Annotated in this window: 19 protein-coding genes; 13 read left to right on the plus strand and 6 right to left on the minus strand. The window is 48.0% G+C overall.

What is annotated here, in order from left to right; all coding sequences use genetic code 11:
* Positions 1 to 123 precede the first annotated feature (123 nt).
* The 3 genes from ilvA to queF are packed head-to-tail and all read left to right on the plus strand — an operon-like array spanning position 124 to position 3,388.
* Positions 124 to 1,644, plus strand: a complete 1,521-nt coding sequence (gene ilvA, locus FD960_RS09515) for a threonine ammonia-lyase, biosynthetic (RefSeq protein ID WP_215298952.1) — start codon at positions 124 to 126, stop codon at positions 1,642 to 1,644.
* On the plus strand, positions 1,644 to 2,552 hold the full coding sequence (locus FD960_RS09520) for a 5'-nucleotidase (RefSeq protein ID WP_215298953.1): 909 nt from the start codon (positions 1,644 to 1,646) through the stop codon (positions 2,550 to 2,552). Before ilvA ends, FD960_RS09520 begins: the two co-directional genes overlap by 1 nt.
* A gap of 8 nt (positions 2,553 to 2,560) precedes the next feature.
* Entirely contained in the window at positions 2,561 to 3,388 is an 828-nt protein-coding gene (gene queF / locus FD960_RS09525; RefSeq protein ID WP_215298954.1) for an NADPH-dependent 7-cyano-7-deazaguanine reductase QueF, read from the plus strand.
* Here the strand turns inward: queF and FD960_RS09530 are convergent, their stop codons facing one another.
* The 3 genes from FD960_RS09530 to FD960_RS09540 all read right to left on the minus strand — a co-directional run bounded on the left by FD960_RS09530 (position 3,389) and on the right by FD960_RS09540 (position 6,440).
* Positions 3,389 to 4,591 carry a hypothetical protein gene (locus tag FD960_RS09530; RefSeq protein WP_215298955.1) on the minus strand — a complete coding sequence of 401 codons (1,203 nt, stop codon included), beginning with the start codon at positions 4,589 to 4,591 and terminating at the stop codon, positions 3,389 to 3,391.
* 160 nt (positions 4,592 to 4,751) lie between these two features.
* Positions 4,752 to 5,207, minus strand: coding sequence for a single-stranded DNA-binding protein (gene ssb / locus FD960_RS09535; protein ID WP_215298956.1), 456 nt, complete (start codon positions 5,205 to 5,207; stop codon positions 4,752 to 4,754).
* A 42-nt stretch (positions 5,208 to 5,249) separates the two neighbouring features.
* On the minus strand, positions 5,250 to 6,440 hold the full coding sequence (locus FD960_RS09540; protein ID WP_215298957.1) for an MFS transporter: 1,191 nt from the start codon (positions 6,438 to 6,440) through the stop codon (positions 5,250 to 5,252).
* A 37-nt stretch (positions 6,441 to 6,477) separates the two neighbouring features.
* On the opposite strand from FD960_RS09540, the gene uvrA reads away from it, so the two are divergent.
* Positions 6,478 to 9,366 (plus strand): excinuclease ABC subunit UvrA, encoded by a 2,889-nt coding sequence (gene uvrA / locus FD960_RS09545; protein WP_215298959.1) that lies wholly within the window; start codon positions 6,478 to 6,480, stop codon positions 9,364 to 9,366.
* Between the two features lie 26 nt (positions 9,367 to 9,392).
* Here the strand turns inward: uvrA and FD960_RS09550 are convergent, their stop codons facing one another.
* Positions 9,393 to 11,372: a monovalent cation:proton antiporter family protein gene (locus FD960_RS09550; RefSeq protein WP_215298961.1), complete on the minus strand. Its 1,980-nt coding sequence runs from the start codon at positions 11,370 to 11,372 to the stop codon at positions 9,393 to 9,395.
* Between the two features lie 11 nt (positions 11,373 to 11,383).
* On the opposite strand from FD960_RS09550, the gene FD960_RS09555 reads away from it, so the two are divergent.
* The 9 genes from FD960_RS09555 to rapZ all read left to right on the plus strand — a co-directional run bounded on the left by FD960_RS09555 (position 11,384) and on the right by rapZ (position 17,855).
* Positions 11,384 to 12,376, plus strand: a complete 993-nt coding sequence (locus FD960_RS09555) for an SIS domain-containing protein (protein WP_215298963.1) — start codon at positions 11,384 to 11,386, stop codon at positions 12,374 to 12,376.
* A gap of 38 nt (positions 12,377 to 12,414) precedes the next feature.
* The gene (locus FD960_RS09560) at positions 12,415 to 12,987 is read left to right on the plus strand and encodes an HAD family hydrolase (protein ID WP_215298965.1); all 573 of its coding nucleotides are present in this window, start codon (positions 12,415 to 12,417) and stop codon (positions 12,985 to 12,987) included.
* A 10-nt stretch (positions 12,988 to 12,997) separates the two neighbouring features.
* Positions 12,998 to 13,642 (plus strand): LPS export ABC transporter periplasmic protein LptC, encoded by a 645-nt coding sequence (gene lptC / locus FD960_RS09565; protein WP_215298967.1) that lies wholly within the window; start codon positions 12,998 to 13,000, stop codon positions 13,640 to 13,642.
* Positions 13,639 to 14,211, plus strand: coding sequence for a lipopolysaccharide transport periplasmic protein LptA (gene lptA, locus FD960_RS09570; protein WP_215298968.1), 573 nt, complete (start codon positions 13,639 to 13,641; stop codon positions 14,209 to 14,211). The genes lptC and lptA overlap by 4 nt, the downstream gene beginning before the upstream one ends.
* A complete protein-coding gene (gene lptB, locus FD960_RS09575) occupies positions 14,208 to 14,975 on the plus strand; it encodes an LPS export ABC transporter ATP-binding protein (protein ID WP_215298970.1) in 768 nt (255 codons plus the stop codon). The genes lptA and lptB overlap by 4 nt, the downstream gene beginning before the upstream one ends.
* A 186-nt stretch (positions 14,976 to 15,161) precedes the next feature.
* Entirely contained in the window at positions 15,162 to 15,485 is a 324-nt protein-coding gene (gene hpf, locus FD960_RS09580; RefSeq protein WP_215298972.1) for a ribosome hibernation-promoting factor, HPF/YfiA family, read from the plus strand.
* A 33-nt stretch (positions 15,486 to 15,518) separates the two neighbouring features.
* The gene (locus tag FD960_RS09585) at positions 15,519 to 15,980 is read left to right on the plus strand and encodes a PTS sugar transporter subunit IIA (RefSeq protein WP_215298973.1); all 462 of its coding nucleotides are present in this window, start codon (positions 15,519 to 15,521) and stop codon (positions 15,978 to 15,980) included.
* The gene (gene hprK / locus FD960_RS09590; RefSeq protein WP_215298975.1) at positions 15,977 to 16,963 is read left to right on the plus strand and encodes an HPr(Ser) kinase/phosphatase; all 987 of its coding nucleotides are present in this window, start codon (positions 15,977 to 15,979) and stop codon (positions 16,961 to 16,963) included. Before FD960_RS09585 ends, hprK begins: the two co-directional genes overlap by 4 nt.
* A gap of 1 nt (position 16,964) precedes the next feature.
* Positions 16,965 to 17,855, plus strand: coding sequence for an RNase adapter RapZ (gene rapZ, locus FD960_RS09595; protein ID WP_215298977.1), 891 nt, complete (start codon positions 16,965 to 16,967; stop codon positions 17,853 to 17,855).
* On the opposite strand, the gene mutY is transcribed toward rapZ, so the two are convergent.
* Both mutY and mutM read right to left on the minus strand, forming a co-directional pair.
* Positions 17,800 to 18,948, minus strand: a complete 1,149-nt coding sequence (mutY, locus tag FD960_RS09600) for an A/G-specific adenine glycosylase (protein WP_215298978.1) — start codon at positions 18,946 to 18,948, stop codon at positions 17,800 to 17,802. The genes rapZ and mutY overlap by 56 nt on opposite strands.
* A complete protein-coding gene (gene mutM / locus FD960_RS09605) occupies positions 18,933 to 19,769 on the minus strand; it encodes a bifunctional DNA-formamidopyrimidine glycosylase/DNA-(apurinic or apyrimidinic site) lyase (RefSeq protein WP_215298980.1) in 837 nt (278 codons plus the stop codon). Before mutM ends, mutY begins: the two co-directional genes overlap by 16 nt.
* Positions 19,770 to 19,784: the final 15 nt, after the last annotated feature.

A 19,784-nucleotide genomic window follows, 5' to 3' on the forward strand; every position in this document is an offset into this window, starting at 1 on the left:
TGATAAATATGCATTTTAATTGAGGGATCCTGATATTGGCAGGAAACGAAGAAAGATGCTGGCTGGAGGGATAAACCCTTGCAAATCTAAGGGCTTAGAGGCCATTCATGGTACGCTCATCGCATGGCAACGAACTATTTAAAGAAAATTTTATCGGCCCGTGTCTACGATGTGGCCAGGGAAACAGAACTTCAGCTAGCCCCCGAACTCACTAAGCGCTTAGGCAACCAGGTTTTGCTCAAAAGAGAGGATAACCAGCCGGTTTTCTCCTTCAAACTGCGTGGCGCCTATAACAAAATGGCCCATTTACCCCCGGAAGCCCTAAAACGGGGCGTCATTGCGGCCTCCGCAGGCAACCACGCTCAAGGGGTTGCCCTCTCGGCAGCAAAAATGAAGTGCAAAGCAGTAATCGTGATGCCCCTCACCACTCCAAGCGTCAAAATTGATGCCGTGAAGGCTCGAGGCGGATCCTGGGTTGAAGTGATCCTGCATGGCGAATCCTATAGCGATGCCTTCAAGCATTCTGAGCTTTTAGAGAAAAAACGAGGGCTCACCTTCGTTCACCCCTTTGATGATCCAGATGTCATTGCTGGGCAAGGCACTATTGCCCAAGAAATCTTTCAACAATACCAAGAGCCAATTGACGCCATTTTTGTCGCAATCGGTGGTGGTGGCTTAATTGCTGGCATTGGCGAGTACGTCAAAGCGGTAAGCCCAAAGACCAAAGTGATTGGCGTTCAATCGGTCGACTCTGATGCTATGAGAAGATCGCTCGCAGCAAATAAGCGCATTGAGATGAAGGATGTTGGCCTCTTCTCTGATGGCACGGCCGTTAAGCTTGTTGGCAAAGAAACCTTCAGGATCTGTAAACGCGTTGTCGATGACATCGTCACAGTAGATACCGATGAAATCTGCGCAGCAATTAATGATGTCTTTACAGATACGCGCAGTATCCTTGAACCAGCCGGCGCTTTGGCGATTGCAGGGATGAAGAAATATGTTGAAAAGCATCGCCTGAAAAAGAAAACATTAGTAGCCATCGCTTGTGGCGCCAATATGAACTTCAGCCGCTTGCGCTTTGTTGCTGAACGCGCTGACGTTGGTGAATTCCGCGAAGCGGTTTTCGCAGTCACTATTCCTGAGGAGCGCGGTTCCTTCCGGCGCTTCTGCGAACTACTCGGCAATCGCAATGTCACCGAATTTAACTATCGTATCGCCGATCAAAGTGAAGCGCACATCTTTGTAGGCATCGGCACACAAAAGGCAACAGACAGCGCGGCGATTGCAAAGCATTTCCGCAAGGCAAAATTTGCCACGATTGATCTCACGCATGATGAGTTAGCCAAGTCACACCTGCGTCATATGGTTGGTGGCCGCTCAACACTTGCCAAAGATGAATTGCTCTATCGCTTTGAATTTCCGGAGCGCCCAGGCGCTCTGATGAAGTTCCTCACTAGCATGGCGCCAAATTGGAATATCAGCTTGTTCCACTATCGCAATCACGGCGCCGACTATGGCCGCATCTTGGTGGGCATTCAAGTACCTAAAAATGAACAGAAGAAATTTCAGAACTTCTTAGCCTCACTCGGTTATCCACATTGGAATGAAACCGATAACCCAGCTTATCGTCTGTTCTTGAAATAATGTCATACACACTCAGCGGAAAACTTGTCGTAGCGATTTCATCACGCGCACTCTTTGACTTCGAAGAAGAGAACCGTATCTTTGAATCGACTGATGACAGCGCTTATATGAAATTGCAATTGGAGCGTTTATCCAAAGCAGCTCAGACAGGCGTGGCTTTCCCGCTAGTGAAGAAACTATTAGCATTCAATGAAGAAGGTGAGCAACGTGTTGAAGTGGTCATACTGTCTCGCAATGATCCCGTAAGCGGTCTGAGAGTTTTCCGTTCCGCCGAACACCATGGCTTGCATCTAGAGCGTGGCGTGTTCACTCGTGGGCGCCCACCTTATCATTACCTCCGCTCGCTGCATGCCAACTTATTTCTCTCGGCAAACGAGGATGATGTTCGCGCCACTATTGATGCAGGATTTCCTGCCGCGCGCGTATATCCAGAGTCCAGCAAAACTGCGGAGTCACATCCCAATGAAATCCGCATCGCATTTGACGGAGATGCCGTTCTCTTTTCAGATGAAGCGGAACAAGTATTTCAGAGCGAAGGCTTAGTTGCCTTTGTAGATCATGAAAGCAAGAAGGCCGACATTCCTTTACCGCCAGGCCCCTTCAAACCCTTATTAGAAGCATTGCATCGCTTGCAACGCTCCACCAGTGAAAAGGGGATGCGTATCCGCACTGCGCTCGTAACCGCTCGCTCTGCACCCGCACATGAACGCGCTATCCGCACCCTGATGGCATGGGGAGTTGATGTCGATGAGGCGATGTTCTTAGGCGGCCTCTCTAAGAGCGAATTCCTCCGCGAATTCGAACCAGACTTTTTCTTTGATGATCAAACAGGTCACTGCCAATCTGCCGCATCGGTAGCGCCTACCGGTCACGTTGTATCTGGCGTATCCAATAAGCCTAAAGACTAAATAAATCCATGGCAACACTTCCACTAGGTCAAGCTTCGCAATATCCAGACCGATATGATCCCAGTCTATTATTCCCAATTCCTCGATCCGAAAATCGACTGAAGTTAGACATCAAACCAAATCAAGCCCTGCCCTTTGTCGGGGTAGATATTTGGAATGCCTTTGAACTCAGCTGGCTCAATAAAAAAGGGAAGCCACAAATTGCTCTAGCAGAATTTCAAGTGCCGGCAGATTCGCCAAATATGATTGAATCAAAATCGTTCAAGCTCTATCTCAATAGCTTGAATAGCGCTCGTTTCGAAGATGAACATGAAGTACGCGAGAGATTAATAAGCGATCTATCTGCCGTTGCCGGTAGCGCAGTTTCTACACGCATCAACCCAACTGAGTTAGTCGCCAAAAAGGGTATGCGAGAAATGAGTGGGGTCTTAATGGATCGTCTCGATATTGAGATAGACCCCAGCTTAACTGCTGATCCCGCCTTGCTTGAAGTGAATGAATCTTTTGGGCCCATTGAGCAATGCTTGGTCTCTCATTTACTGAAATCAAACTGCCCCGTTACCGGTCAACCGGATTGGGCTAGCGTGGAAATTCGCTATCAGGGCAGACCAATTTTGGAAGAGGGCTTGCTGCGTTACCTCATTGGCTTTAGGCAACTTGGTGAGTTCCATGAGCATTGCGTCGAAACCATCTTCTGTGACATCAAACGTCAATGCAAGCCAGAGAAGCTCTCAGTCTACGCGCGCTATACCCGTCGCGGCGGTTTGGATATCAACCCCTTCCGCACCGATCACAATGCGCCATGGCCAGACAATACCCGTCACGCCAGACAATAACTAAGGCTCGAGCACCTCTTTTGAGGGTGGTGTGTTGGCGCCATAAATCAACTCAAGATTTTTTTGAATGCTAGGCACCTGAGAAAAGCAACTTTTTACTAGACTTGGGTTTGTAAGCCAATCGGCATCGCCTCTTGCTTCGTCAACAAATGATTTCATAACAATAGCGCTATCAACATCATCAAGCCCTGCGGCTTTTAATTTCGTAAATCCCGAAGAACAGGCTTTTGCTAAATCAGAGCCTTCTGCCTTGGAAATACGCTGCAGTAGGCTAGGGGCAGAATTATTTAAGATCTGCATAAAATTTTGACCCGAACCCGGCATTACAAAATTCAAAATGTATTCAGATGAAAGATTTTCTCTGCTTGCCAATCCCTCAATGTGGGATACCGTTGGATAAAACACGCTACGGAAAAATTGAAACTCCAGCTTCACAGTAAATAGAAGTTGTTTTTCTGCTTTGGGGTCTTTTTGCAATTGCAGAATTTGTTTGTCAGTGAGGTTACCAACACTTTGATCAGCTTTATAAACTGAGATTTCAACCGCCCGAATTCCTTTACGTAACTCTGGCCAGCTAAAAGTAACGGGCACCTTCGCATCAATCATTCCCTGCAAAAGACTATTCGCTTTCTTTTGTGTCTCGCCCACTACCGAATTCCCAACTGTTGCCGAAATCCCGCCAATAGCAGCAGCCGAACCACCAGTCGCCACAATTGCAGCAGCCCCCAATAATAATTTGGCTGATCCCACAAAATCCTGGTTGGAGTCATTCGAACTTCTCACATTGAGCACCAGAGAGAGTGTCCCTGGATTAAATATGGAATGCGTTCCCAATACAGTCGTTGGCACCACTGATAATGGAGTAGTGCTCAGAGAGGCGCACTCAGAACCACCCTCTCTACCATCAAACGTAGCAATCGGAATCTCTAACTTATCGAGCTTACCTTTGAAGCCATAGGTCGCAACCGATAACACGAGTTGTGTTTTATCCGATCCCCAAAAACTACGACTAGCCATTTGCGTACAGCTACTCACAGGAATCACTTCTGAGCTAATCGTGAGATATCCATCGTTACCTCGTCCGTCATGCAGCCAATCCGGAGGGTCCCCTTTTACAAATGCGGGATTCATGTCCGGAAAGAAAAAAGGGGTTGCTAAGGATTGTTGAGGCAAAGCAGTAATACAAATAGCTATGCATGCCAAAAGTGGAGATTTGATTATCCCTAGGAAATTCATGGATTCATTTTAAGATGAATACAGAAAATTCAGGATTAATCTGTGTCTGTAGCAAAAAGAAAACCCCAGAAAGCAGGCGCTTGCTGGGGTTAATTACTGCGCAGTCAAATGACTGCTTAGAGATCAATCAAAATGGAATATCGTCATCCATTGCGCCAAGTGATGCAGCGCTTGATGATGCGGGAGCTGACTGCTCAGCCGGCTTTGAACGACTATAACTTTCGCCACCGTCACCACTTCCACCTACAGGCTTGCCGCCGAGCATTTGCATTGTCTCTGCAACGATCTCAGTGGAGTATTTTTCTTGGCCACTAGCATCAGTCCATTTACGTGTACGTAAACGACCTTCTACATATACCTGTGAACCTTTTTTAAGGTACTGACCAGCAATCTCAGCAAGCTTGCCAAAGAAGGCAACACGATGCCATTCAGTAGTTTCTTTCATTTCACCGGATTGCTTATCTTTGTAGCGATCAGATGTCGCTACTGAAATATTGGTTACGGCGTCGCCGCTTGGCATGTAACGTGTCTCTGGGTCGCGCCCTACGTTACCTACGATGATGACTTTATTTACCGAAGCCATGTTGTCTCCCGAAGAAAATAATGCAGTTAATTAAATGTAAAGCTAAGGTGTTGTCTTTGCCGCGGAATCACTTGAATTCACTACTTTGGCAGGCAATTCACGCATCGACCAAGCAATTATAAGCCAGCATAAAAGCAGCACTGCGCCCATGACAAAAACCGATAAATCCCCGTGGCTATCCATTAAATAGCCCCCAATCACAGCTCCAGCAAAAAGACCAATTGACTGAGTGGTGTTGTAAACGCCTAATGCGGTACCCTTGGATTCTTTTGCAAAGCGCGATACCAAGGAGGGTTGCAAGGCCTCCAACAAATTAAATCCTACAAAGTAAATCAATAAAGCAATCGCAATGGAAATAATCGAAGCGGTATTAGTAAACAAAATTTCCGCGACAAATAACAAGACAATCGCCAACAACAAAATGGTGCGCAACTGCTGCTTCTTTTCACCAAAAATCAGAATCGGTGCCATTAAAAAGAAAGACAGCAGAACCACAGGAAGATAGATCTGCCAATGTGATGCCAGAGGGAGACCTGCTTGAACAAGTAAACGGGGCACCACGAGGAACATCGCCACTTGAGTCGCATGCAAAACAAACACACCCGCATTGAGGCGCATTAGCTCAGGGCGCAGGAAAACTGCTTTCAAGCTAGCCTGCTGCACCTTTGCTTCAGGCTTAGCGCTTGGCAACACGTAATAAGCCACAAACATCGCTGCCACGCCCAGAATCGCCAACACTACAAAAATACCGCTTAAGCTGATCATCCGATAAATTGGAGCCGCTATCACCAGAGACAGGGCAAATGAGAGAGCAATACTGCCACCTACTAGGGCCATAGCACGGGTACGCACCTGCTCACGCGTCAAGTCAGCCACCCAAGCGGAAATGGCCGCAGAAACCGCACCTGCGCCCATCACGCCCCGTCCAATAGCGATCCACAGGAGACTATCCTGGGCAGCGCAAATTAAGGCACCCGCGACAAATAAGGAAAGCCCCCATAAAACAACCGGTTTTCGACCAATACGATCAGAAAGCCGGCCCAAAGGGATGTAGAAAAAAGCCTGAACAATATTAAAAATCCCCAGGGTTAGACCTACCCACAAGGCATGCTCACCACCCGGCAAGCCACGCGCATGGATGCTAAAAACCGGCAAAAGCAGAAATAGGCCCAGCATACGGAGGCCAAAGATGCCTGCTAAGGCCAGAGTGGAGCGAAGTTCAGAAGGATTCATGAGAAAGGGCTATATTAACAAGTTACGCTAAAAAATCATGAATAACGAAATTAAGATCCGCGGTGCGCGCACGCACAACCTCAAAAACATCAATCTAGACATCCCTAGAGAGAAATTGGTCGTCTTGACCGGACTTTCAGGTTCAGGCAAAAGCTCCCTCGCTTTTGACACCCTGTATGCGGAAGGACAGCGCCGCTATGTAGAGTCTCTCTCAGCCTATGCCCGCCAGTTCTTGCAGCTGATGGAAAAACCAGACGTCGATACGATTGAGGGTCTCTCTCCAGCAATTTCCATTGAACAAAAAGCAACCAGCCACAATCCACGCTCAACCGTGGGGACGGTAACGGAAATTCATGATTACCTACGCCTACTATTTGCGCGCGCAGGTACACCACATTGCCCTGAACATGATCTGCCACTAGAAGCGCAAAGTGTTTCTCAAATGGTGGATACCGTTTTAGCAATGCCTGAAGACACCAAGTTAATGATTCTTGCTCCAGTGGTTAGCGAGCGCAAAGGTGAATTCGTAGACTTATTCCAGGATTTGCAAGCGCAAGGATTTGTCCGCTTTCGCGTTCGCTCTGGTGGCGGAACAACCAATACTGCTAAAGCGGAAATTTTTGAAGTGGATCAATTACCCACCCTCAAGAAAAACGATAAGCATTCAATTGAAGTGGTAGTAGATCGCATTAAGGTTCGACAAGACATTCAACAGCGCTTAGCGGAATCTTTTGAGACCGCTCTGCGTTTGACCGATGGCAAAGCCATGATTGTTGATATGGATACTGGCAAAGAGATGATTTTCTCAAGCAAGTTTGCTTGCCCAATTTGCTCTTATTCATTACAAGAGCTTGAGCCACGCCTCTTCTCATTTAATAACCCGATGGGCGCATGCCCTTCTTGTGACGGCCTTGGTCATCAATCCTTCTTTGACCCAAAGCGGATTGTGGCCCACCCCGACCTATCACTCGCATCAGGCGCCATCAAAGGCTGGGATCGTCGCAATCAGTTTTATTTCAAGCTATTGCAAACCCTTGCCAAGCATGGTGGCTTCGATGTGGAAAAGCCATTCGAAACACTAAACAAGAAACAGCAAGATTTAATCTTGCTAGGCTCGGGTGATGTCACCATTCCATTTGAGTACATCAATGAACGGGGTAAAAACAGCGTTCGTGAGCATGCCTTTGAAGGCATCGTTGCTAATTTTGAGCGACGCTATCGTGAAACAGATTCGATGACCGTTCGTGAAGAATTGTCCCGCTATCAGAACGTACAAACCTGCCCTGCCTGTAACGGCAGTCGTTTGCGCAAAGAAGCTCGCTTTGTCAAAGTAGGTGAAGGCAAGCAGTCTCGCGCCATTTACGAGATCAGCGCACTCCCTTTAAAAGAGGCTAAAGAGTATTTTGAAGGGCTTGAACTCAAAGGCGCTAAACGCGAGATTGCCGACAAGATTGTCAAAGAGATTGGCTCACGCCTGCGCTTCTTAAATGATGTGGGCTTGGACTATCTCTCACTAGAGCGTAGCGCCGATACACTTTCCGGCGGAGAGGCTCAACGCATTCGTCTTGCATCTCAAATTGGCTCCGGCCTGACAGGGGTTATGTACGTATTGGATGAGCCATCTATTGGCTTGCATCAACGGGATAACGATCGCCTGATTGGAACACTCAAGCACTTGCGCGACTTAGGCAATAGCGTACTGGTGGTTGAGCATGATGAAGATATGATCCGCGCTTCTGACTATGTGATTGATATTGGTCCCGGTGCAGGAGTGCATGGTGGCGAAGTAGTTGCAGAGGGCACGCCTGAAGAGGTGGAAGCCAATCCCAAGTCATTAACTGGCGCTTATTTATCTGGCCGCGAATGCATCGCCGTTCCAGAAAAGCGTATTCCTGTAAATGATAAATTCCTCGAAATTATTGGAGCGCGTGGCAATAACTTGCAATCTGTCCACGCCAAGATTCCGGTTGGGTTGCTCACTTGCGTGACTGGCGTATCTGGCTCCGGTAAATCCACTCTGATTAACGACACCTTGCACCATGCTGTCGCACAGCATATTTACGGTTCAAATGCTGAGCCTGCAGCACACGATTCCATTAAGGGTCTAGAGAACTTTGACAAAGTTATCAGCGTAGACCAGTCACCGATTGGCAGAACACCCCGCTCAAATCCAGCAACGTATACCGGCTTATTTACCCCGATCAGAGAGCTCTTCTGCGGAGTGCCTGCTGCGCGTGAGCGTGGCTACGAAGCGGGACGCTTCTCTTTCAATGTGAAGGGTGGCCGTTGCGATGCTTGTGAAGGTGATGGCGTACTAAAGGTGGAGATGCATTTCTTGCCAGACGTCTACGTCCCATGTGATGTTTGTCATGGCAAACGCTACAACCGTGAAACTTTAGACATTCGCTATAAGGGTAAAAACATTCATGAAGTGCTATCGATGACCATCGAGCAAGCGCATGAGTTTTTTGAAGCCGTTCCGATTGTTAAGCGAAAACTCAAAACCCTACTTGATGTGGGTTTGGGGTATGTCAAGTTAGGCCAAAGCGCCACTACGCTCTCTGGTGGTGAAGCACAGCGCGTCAAGCTTTCCTTAGAGCTATCAAAACGAGACACTGGCAGAACCTTGTACATCTTGGATGAGCCGACAACCGGCCTGCACTTCCATGACATCCAACTTTTGCTGACAGTACTTCAGACTTTAAAGAAGCAAGGCAATACGATCGTGATCATTGAACACAATTTAGATGTGATCAAAACTGCGGATTGGATTATTGACTTAGGCCCTAAGGGTGGCGCTGGTGGCGGACAAATCATTGCTACCGGAACACCGGAAGAAGTTGCTAAAAATGAAGCCAGTTTTACGGGTCACTATTTAGCACCACTACTGGTTCGTAAATTAACCTCTGCTAAAAAGAAGAAATAACTGAACCAACGTTAGTGTTGATGCAATCAGAGCAATTTAGATTCGGCTAAATCCGTCGCTTCTGAATTGCCTGAAAGCACCAAGATATCGTTGGCCTGAAGTCGTAAATCCGGAGTCAGCTCTAGCTTGACATAGTCAGATCCACCCACCTTACGTCTGACCGCTTGAACACTAACGCCCTCATTTTCAAGATGTAGCTCATCAAGAGTCTTGCCAATACTGGCTGACTCAGGCAATAAAGTGACAGGGTGTAAACGCCAAGATTCCTTGGATTCCGCATCATCGGCAGAGCCACGGAAATAACCTCGCAATAGGCTATAGCGGGCCTCACGCGCACTAGTAATGCGACGCACTACCTTGCGCATAGGCACACCCATCATCAGCAACACATGCGATGCCATCATGAGGCTACCCTCAATCAACTCAGGCACCACTTCAGTTGCGCCTGCCGCCTGTAACTTCGCCAAGTCAGCATCGTCTTTCGTGCGAACCAAGATAGTCATTCCTGGACGCAAACGTTCTACTTGATGCAAGACTCTTAATGTCGCAGGGGTATCCGCGTAAGTAATCACTACGGCTTTAGCTCTTGCTAAACCAGCGGCTACTAAATAATTTTCTCTACTTGCGTCACCATACACCACGTTATCGCCCGCGCCCGCAGCTTCCTTCACACGATCAGGATCCATATCCAAGGCGATATATGGAATCTTTTCTTGATCGAGCATCCGCGCCAGACTTTGGCCTGAACGACCAAATCCACAAATCACTACATGATTCTCGGTACGTACACTTTTTGCAGCCACTCGCGTAAGCGCCAAAGATTGCAGTAGCCACTCATTACTAGAAAAGCGCATCGCAATACGATCACTGTATTGAATCAGGAAGGGCGCACCAAACATGGATAACAACATGGCAGCAAGCACTGCTTGACTCAATGCAGGATCAATCAAATCTAGGCCATCAATCTGATTGAGCAGCACGAAACCAAATTCACCGGCTTGCGCCAAACACAAACCAGTACGTATAGAAATTCCAGGGCTTGAACCAAAGGCGCGTGATAACAAAGCAATCAGGCCAAACTTAAATATCAATGGACCAACTAAGAGGAGTAAAACCAATACCCATTGTTGGTAAATCACCTCGAAATCCAACAACATTCCGACGGTAATAAAGAAGAGTCCAAGCAGGACATCCCTAAAAGGCTTAACGTCCTCCTCCACTTGATGACGATAGGGGGTCTCAGCAATCAACATACCCGCCAAGAAAGCGCCTAACGCTAAAGACAATCCAAAGTGCTCGGTCAACCCAGCCATACCCAGAACAATTAACAACAGGTTCAGCATGAAGAGCTCTTGTGAGCGCAATTTCGCCACTAAACTAAACCAGCGACTCATTAAAGTTTGGCCAATGACAAAAATCAGAACAAGGGCAACGGCAATCTTGATAGAGGCCGCGGTTAACGCAAGAAAGAGATCTCCTGGATTCTTGCCCAAGGAGGGCAGCAGGATCAACAGAAAAACAACTGCTAAATCCTGAAATAACAAAATACCAATAATGTTGCGGCCATGATCGGTTTCAATTTCCGAACGATCTGAGATCAATTTAGTCACAATGGCAGTAGATGACATGGCCAAGGCGCCCCCGAGGGCAATGGCAGCCTGCCAAGAGATAGGATAAATCCAGTTCATCAATAGGCTGGCTGGAACAGCCAATAGCATGGTCAAAATGACTTGGCTGCCACCCAAGCCAAACACAATCGAGCGCATCGCCCTGAGCTTGTGGAGATTAAACTCCAGGCCAATCGAAAACATCAGAAAAACCACCCCAAATTCGGCCAAATACTTCACGGTGGCCGAATCATTAGCCAAAGCGAGGGCATGAGGCCCAATGAGGACCCCGATAGCTAAATAGCCCAAAATAGGGGGTAGCCCAAAATAGCGGAAAATAACCACCCCGGCCACTCCGGAGGCCAGCAAGATGAGAGTTAACTGAAGGACTGACGGCATATACTCACCCCATGATAGCTAAGACTCGTGACCGAACCCTAAAGCTTGCGCGTGACACCCTCACTATTGAGGCTGCTGCACTGCACACAATGCGTGATCGCCTTGAAGGCGCTAATGCCGATGCCCTGATATTGGCAGTAGAACTTTTGCACTCTTGCAAAGGACGGATAGTAGTCTCCGGCATTGGGAAGTCAGGCCATATCGCACGCAAGATTGCTGCCACATTTGCCTCTACCGGCTCCCCCGCTTTTTTTGTTCACCCCGCTGAAGCCAGTCATGGTGACTTGGGAATGGTGACCCGTGACGATGTTTTTGTTGCCCTATCTAATTCTGGCGAAACGGATGAATTACTCACCATCGTGCCCATTGTGAAACGTACAGGCGCCAAACTCATTGCCCTCACTGGCGCTCCAAATTCCTCTTTAGCGAAACTGGCTGATGCGCACATTGATACCAGCGTTGAAAAAGAGGCTTGCCCACTAAACCTCGCCCCCACCACCAGCACCACAGCAGCACTAGCCATGGGTGATGCATTAGCAGTTGCGCTCCTAGATGCGCGTGGTTTTCAGGCTGAAGACTTTCAACGCTCGCACCCGGGTGGGCGCCTAGGCCGTAAGCAACTCATGCATGTCAGCGAAGTGATGCGCAACTTTGATGAAACTCCGAAGATCTCCATCTCCGCGACATTACAAGATGCTTTGCTTGAAATGACTGCGAAGCGCATGGGGATGGTTGTTACTATGGATGCCAATCATCACGTTGCAGGAATCTTTACTGACGGAGATCTCCGTCGCTTACTTGAAAAAAGCACCAACCTCGACGGCCTCACATTAAAGGATGCTGTCACGACTGCTCCCCGCACCATACCTCCAGAGCTGTTGGCTGAAGAAGCCATTGAAATGATGGAAAAACATCGCATCAATCATCTAGTGGTGACCGATCCCAAAGGCGCCCTTCTCGGCGCCCTCAATCTGCATGATCTCTTTGCAGCCAAGGTGATTTAAACCTGCAACTCATTCACAAAAATCATCTATTCACATACATGCCAAGCGCTTTTAATACCCACAACACCAACCCTCTAAGCCAACATCCACAGGCATGGGAGCGCGCTGGTGCAGTCAAACTCCTCGTGCTAGATGTCGATGGCGTATTAACCAACGGTCAAGTTTTTATCGGTGATAGCGGCAAAGAATCCATCAAAGCTTTTGATATTCAAGATGGATTGGGAATCAAGCTACTTGAGAAGGTTGGCATTCCAACCGCAATCATCACTGGCCGTAGCTCAAAAATGGTTTTAGCGCGCTGCGAAGAATTGGGCATCAAACATGTACACATGGGCGTGGAAAATAAAGCCCTTGCCCTAGAGGGGATTCTTCAATCCCTGGGCCTTCAATCTGCCGATTGCGCAGTGATGGGTGATGATTGGCCAGACTTTCAAATGATGAAATCTGCTGGATTAAAAATTTGTCCCGCTCAAGGTCATGAGGCTGTAAAAGACATCGCTCATTTTGTTACTACGCGATCTGGTGGCAGCGGCGCTGTACGCGAGGTTTGCGATCTCATTCTGAAAGCACAAAACCGCTACGACGAATTACTTGCCCAGGCCAAAGGCTAAGGTATTGGCGATGCCGCTTACCTCTCAAAAAATTAAACTCGGCTTATCGCGTGGACTACTGCGCCTTATGCCTTTAATTTTGATGGGTAGCTTGACTCTAGTCACCTTCTGGCTGGTTAAAAAGAGCGCCCCTACTGAAAAATCTCGGATTGAGCGCGTCCGGTTACATGAGCCCGACTACACCATTCAAAATGGCGCTCTATCTGCTCTGAATGAAGTTGGAAATACCAAATACCGCGTATTGGGCAAGAAGGTAACCCACTATGACGACGATGCTTCGATTGATATCGAGACGCCTCGCATCCGTTTATTCCCGCCCGAGAAATCTCCGGTTACCGTCAAGTCGGATACGGGACATTTAGATGGTGACCTGACTATCTTGGATTTAACAGATAACGCTGAAATTTTCCGGCCACCCCAAGCAGCAACTGCTACCGAACCAGCAAGACCACGCATGCTTGCACGCTCCTCTTACTTCAAGGTGTTAATCAACGACGACATCATTGAAACTAACAAACCCATCACCCTTGAGCAAGGCATGTCTGTAATGCACTCAAGTGATGGTGGTGTCTTTAATAATATTGAGCAAAGCATGGTTCTGTCTGGTCAGGTAAAAGGTCGCATCGAGCGCGTCCAACCCGGAGCGCAACCATGAAGAGCAAAATATTTGTCACATTACGACAGCTTGCTGTTGCTAGCTTATGGGTTGCTAGCTGCGCCACTTCTAACGCCTTTGCTGAAAAAGCAGATCAAGATAAGCCCCTCATCCTAGAGGCCGAAAAAGTATCCGTAAATGATGTGCAGCAGGTCTACGAATTAGATGGTGAAGTTGTACTTATTAAAGGCAGCATTCTCATTACCGGCGAAAAAGGGAATATCAAAGTCGACCCAGAGGGTTATGAGTATGTAGATGTTGAGGGCAACTCTAAATCGACTGCCAGCTTTAGGCAAAGACGTGAGGGCCCAGCTGACGAGTTCATGCAAGGTCGTGGGCAAAGTGTCACCTACAACGCAAAAACAGAGTTACTCACTCTTGCCGGAGAAGCCAGTCTCAAGCGTCTCCATAATATGCAAATGCTAGATCAATTGCGTGGCTGGAAAATTGAGTATGACGATGTTAAGCAATACTATCGAGTCTCACCCCCCGCAGATGCCAAAGCAGAAGACTTGCCTCTGGCCCGAGCCATCCTTTCACCAAGACGAAAAGCTACACTAGAGAAATGACCACGGATTCCAGCAGCAAGCAAACCCCCGCAACCCTGAGCGCTCATAATTTACAGAAGCGCTATGGCTCCCGTACCGTGGTGCGAGATGTTTCAGTGGAAGTGAAATGCGGAGAAGTGGTGGGCTTACTTGGACCGAATGGCGCCGGCAAGACCACTTCCTTCTACATGATTGTTGGCTTGGTACCGCTTGATGGCGGTCGCATCATTCTTGATGGCGCGGATATCACCCATCTACCTATTCATGAACGAGCCCGCATGGGTCTGTCTTATCTGCCACAGGAAGCCTCTGTATTCAGAAAGCTCAATGTCGCCGAGAATATTCAAGCAGTACTAGAGCTTCAGGTGCAAGGTGGCAAACCTTTAAGTAAAGCAGAGATTGAACATCGCTTAAATGAGTTACTAGGCGAACTGCAGATCGGCCACCTCCGCAACAATCCCGCCCTCTCTCTATCTGGCGGCGAACGCCGCCGTGTAGAGATCGCCAGGGCATTGGCCTCCCAACCGAAGTTCATTTTGCTAGATGAGCCATTTGCAGGCGTGGACCCAATTGCCGTCGGTGAAATTCAACGAATCGTTCGCTTTTTAAGGGATCGCCAGATTGGGGTCTTGATTACCGACCATAATGTTCGCGAAACTTTAGGTATTTGCGACCACGCCTACATCATTAGTGAAGGTAGCGTCCTAGCCGAAGGTAAGCCCGACCAAATTATTGAGAACGATGCGGTCAGAAGAGTCTATTTAGGCGAAAACTTCCGCATGTAAATATTCTGATTTTTTCGAATATTTATTCAATAAAAGTGAGCTGCCCCCTTGGTTTTCAGCAAAATCGCTGATACGCTGGAGGTACATGAAGTCCATTTCCAAATAAACAAGTACGACATTACAGGGGCATGCTGCGCACCCCGGGTAATTTTTGCGCATGCATTTTGTTTTGAATAGGAGCTGCTGATGAATTTAAAAATTAATAGCCGTCATGTTGAAGTTACTCCAGCCATGCGTACCCACCTCGAAAGTGGGTTGGCCAAAATTCGTAAGCACTTCGATCACGTTCTAGATGCCTCCGCTTTTTTCATTGTGGATAACGCAAAAGAGAAAGATTTACGCCAGACTGCTGAGATCACTATTCACCTCAAAGGCAAGGAGCTCTTTGCTGAAGCCCATAACGCCGATCTCTACCATGCCATGGATGCCGTAGTCGATAAACTCGAGCGCCAAGTTGTCAAACACAAAGAAAAGATTCAAGATCATCATCACGAAAAGCATTTTGAGTAAGTCTTGGCGTCAGGACACATATAATCATTTGACATGAATGCCCTGACTGAACTTTTCACCCTAGACCGCATTGCCTTAAATGACTCCTCCAAGAGTCGTGCCGAGGCATTTGCGGCCGTAGGGAAGTTATTCTCCAAGCAAGCCGGCCTTGAAGCTGATGCCATTGTGGGCTTTCTCAATGATCGTGAAGATTTGGGGTCAACCGCATTAGGCGCAGGCGTTGCCATTCCCCATGGCCGCGTTAAAGGACTTAAACAGCCTATCGCCGCGTTTATTAAATTAAAAGATCCAATCGAGTTTGCCGCACCTGACGGTGAAGCCGTTTCTATTTTGATATTTTTGCTGGTTCCAGAAAAAGCGACCCAGCAACACCTTGAGATTTTGTCCTCGATTGCCCAGTTACTATCTGATCCAGACGCACGTAAGGCGCTAGCCTCCGAAAGCAGTCCAGAACAAGTGTGCCACCTACTCCAGACCTGGGGCTCCACTCCATGACCCAACCCCTACTCCTAGAAGGAGTAACTGCACAGCAGATCTTTGACGACAATGTGTCGGATTTAAAGCTCTCCTGGATTGGGGGTTTAGAAGGGGCAGATCGCACGTTTCCACCTGAGGCAGTAAAAGCAGCGGCAGCTAGTTCCGATCTCGTGGGCCACTTAAATTTGATCCATCCAAGCCGAATTCAAATTTTTGGCATTCAAGAAGTCGACTATCACGCTGAGCTAGAGCCCAAACAAAGGCAGGAGCAAATCTCCAACCTGATTTCCAAGACGCCACCTTGCGTCATTGTGGCGGATGGCAAGGCTGCGGATGCTGATCTGCAACTCTTCTGCCAACGCTCTTCCACCCCCTTATTTACAACGGCAATTTCTGCCGCTGAGGTCATTGACCACTTGCGCACCTATCTCACCAAGATTGGCGCCCCTCAAATGACTAAGCACGGTGTATTCATGGACATCTTGGGCTTGGGAGTTTTGATTATGGGTGAATCTGGCCTTGGAAAAAGTGAGCTGGGTTTAGAGCTCATTTCTCGCGGGCATGGTTTAGTAGCAGATGACGCTGTTGACTTTGCTCGCCTAGGCCCCGACTATATCGAAGGTCGCTGCCCTGTAATTTTGCGCAATCTTTTAGAGGTGCGCGGATTAGGCTTATTAGATATTCGAACCATCTTTGGCGAAACAGCTGTTCGTCGCAAACTCAAACTTCGCCTCATTGTTCAACTTGTACGTCGCAATGATGGTGAGTTTGAACGCCTCCCCTTGGAAGCGCAACATATCGATGTTTTAGGCGTGCCTATTCGCACCGTCAAAATTCAAGTGGCGGCAGGTCGCAACTTGGCGGTTCTTGTAGAGGCAGCGGTTCGCAATACCATCCTACAGTTACGCGGCATTGATACGCTTAAAGAATTCATAGAGCGTCAACGCATCCAAATGAGTGCGGAAGCAGACTTCGGTAAATCACAAGGTCGCCTGCTTTAACATGCAAATCAATCTGATTACCGGCATCTCGGGCTCAGGTAAATCCGTTGCACTACGAGCTTTTGAGGATGCAGGTTATGACTGTGTCGATAATTTACCGGTCACCTTACTGGAAAATTTAGTCTCCACTTTAGAGGCAGAAAATTGTGAACGCGTTGCTGTAGCAATTGATGCAAGACGGGGGCAATCTATTGCCGAGCTGCCGCAAATATTAGAAAACCTACGCCGCCATCACCAGGTGCGCATCGTTTTTCTTAATGCAGATACCAACACTTTGATACAGCGTTTTTCAGAAACGCGGAGACGTCACCCCCTTTCTGGAAAAACCCAACAGACTCAAGCGGCTACGCTCATAGAGGCAATTGATAAAGAACGTAACCTCTTGGAGCCCTTGCGGGCCCAGGCCCACAGTATCGATACCAGCAACCTGCCTGCACATGCATTACGGTCTTGGATCCAGGATTTACTCAAAGATAAGCCACTTGGCTTAACCGTCATTTTTGAATCCTTTGGTTTTAAAAAGGGTTTACCCAGCGAGGCAGATCTCGTATTTGATGTTCGCTGTCTCCCAAACCCCCACTACGACAAAGTCTTACGCCCCTTATCTGGAAAAGACCAGCCTGTAAAAGAATTTTTAGAAAAAATTCCCGAGGTTGTCAGTATGGAAACAGACATCATTCAATTTGTGGAGAAGTGGCTGCCGCATTACATTGCAGATGGTCGCAGCTATCTGACTGTTGCCATTGGTTGCACTGGCGGGCAGCATCGCTCGGTTTATCTCGTGAGCCGTATTAGCGAACACTTTTTTGCCCAAAAAAGTTTGGCGGCACTGCAGATTAATTTTTTAAGTCGTCACCGCGAGCTAGACTCAATCCCTGCAAAAGCAATTTGATCGGTTGCGGCAAGCCGTATCTCCCTAGCTGACGCAAGGGAACCCACTTCAAATTGTCGCTAGAAAACTTCACCGCATCATCGATAGAAAGATTCCATATCTGCATCCATAAGCGTCTATGGGTAAAAATATGCCGGATCTGCTCTCCGCGTATCGGCGTTGTGCATTTTTTTAAAGCAGCTGAATAATGATCGTCAGGCATTGTCATCACAAATAATTCTTTGGCGGTATAGACAGAGAATTCCGACTGCTGAAGGGCCTTAGCCCTCCACTCAGACTCTGGCAAAGACCACAAGCCACCCCAAATCGCCTTGTCTGGCCGCTTATGCAGCAATACTGAATCGCCATGTCGCAACAACACCATATCGCAATCGAATTCTGGAGATTTTGCCTTGAGCACCTTGCGAGGCAACTGCAGCACTTGATCACTTAAATTTGCCTGGCACTGTTTTGTAAAGGGGCATTTCTGTATGCCGCTAATGCACACCGGTTTACGCGAGGTACACCACGTAGCACCAAAGTCCATCAGGGCTTGCGTATAGACCGGCATGTCATCAGAATCTTTTGGGAGTAATTCTTCAGCCAGCACCCACAATTGGTCATTCACTACCTTGTCTTGAAGGGCGCCCTCTATTCCAAACAAGCGGGCCAAAATTCGTTTCACATTGGCATCTAAAATCGGGGCTCGTTCGTGAAACGCAAAAGCAGCGATTGCTCCAGCAGTTGATCGACCAATACCCTTTAATTGCTCAAGCAATTGAGGATTGCTAGGAAATTGTCCAGCAAACTGTTCCATAACTTGATTTGCACAAGCATGTAAATTTCGCGCCCGTGAGTAATAACCCAGACCAGCCCATTCAGCCAAGACATCATCTATTGGAGCGGCAGCTAACTTTTTTACAGTGGGAAAGCGCTTCATAAAACGTGGGTAACGCTCCAAGACTGTTGCTACTTGAGTTTGCTGCAGCATGATCTCGGACACCCAAACCGCATAAGGATCTCGGACGCCTTGCCAAGGCAAGCCTTGACGCCCATCTGCCTGATGCCAGGCTATGAGTTTTTTAGAAAAACTCGTGATTAACGCTTTTGACATTGAGGGCAGAAGTAGGTTGAGCGCTGGCCTTGCACCATCTGCTTAATAGGTGTCTTGCAAACCTGACAAGCTTGATCTTTTCGATCGTAGACTTTGGTTTGCATCATGAAGTGCCCAGGATCGCCTTGGCTATTCACAAAATCTTTCAGAGAGCTACCCCCTGCTGCAATAGCCCTTTTGAGAATTAACCTCACAGCAGCAGCCAATCTAGAGCATTGTGGGCGAGTTAACTTCCCGGCTGCTTTGGCAGGGTGAATACCGGCCTCAAATAAACTCTCAGAGCAATAAATATTGCCCACGCCCACTACCGCTTGCCCAGCGAGTAAAAACTGCTTTACCGCAATGCTGCGATTACGCGAACACTGATACAAAACATCCGCGCCTAGCTCGCCTGAAAACTCTGGGGAGAAAGGTTCAACCCCCAATTTCTGCAATAGCGCATTTTTCTCAATCGGCCCCTTGGATTTTGAGTGCCACAACACTGCGCCAAATTTCCGAGGGTCATGCAAACGCAAACTCAGTTCGCCAAACTCAAAGGTCACGCGATCATGTGGCTTGAGGGGCTCATTGCCAGGTAGTACGCGTAGCGTTCCTGTCATGCCGAGATGGAGCAGCAAATAGCCCGTCTCCATCTCCATCAGCAAATATTTGCCACGTCGCTCTATACCCAGGACCTTTTGACCTGGAAGCGACTTGACTAAACTGGTGGGTACAGGCCAGCGCAAGCGGCCATCAATAATTTTGACCGCAGTAATCTTGCGCCCCTCTAAATGGGGCTGAATACCCAAGCGGGTAACTTCGACTTCTGGGAGTTCTGGCATAAATGGATTGTAGAT

This window comes from Polynucleobacter sp. AP-Nino-20-G2, assembly GCF_018688235.1.
Lineage (GTDB): Bacteria > Pseudomonadota > Gammaproteobacteria > Burkholderiales > Burkholderiaceae > Polynucleobacter.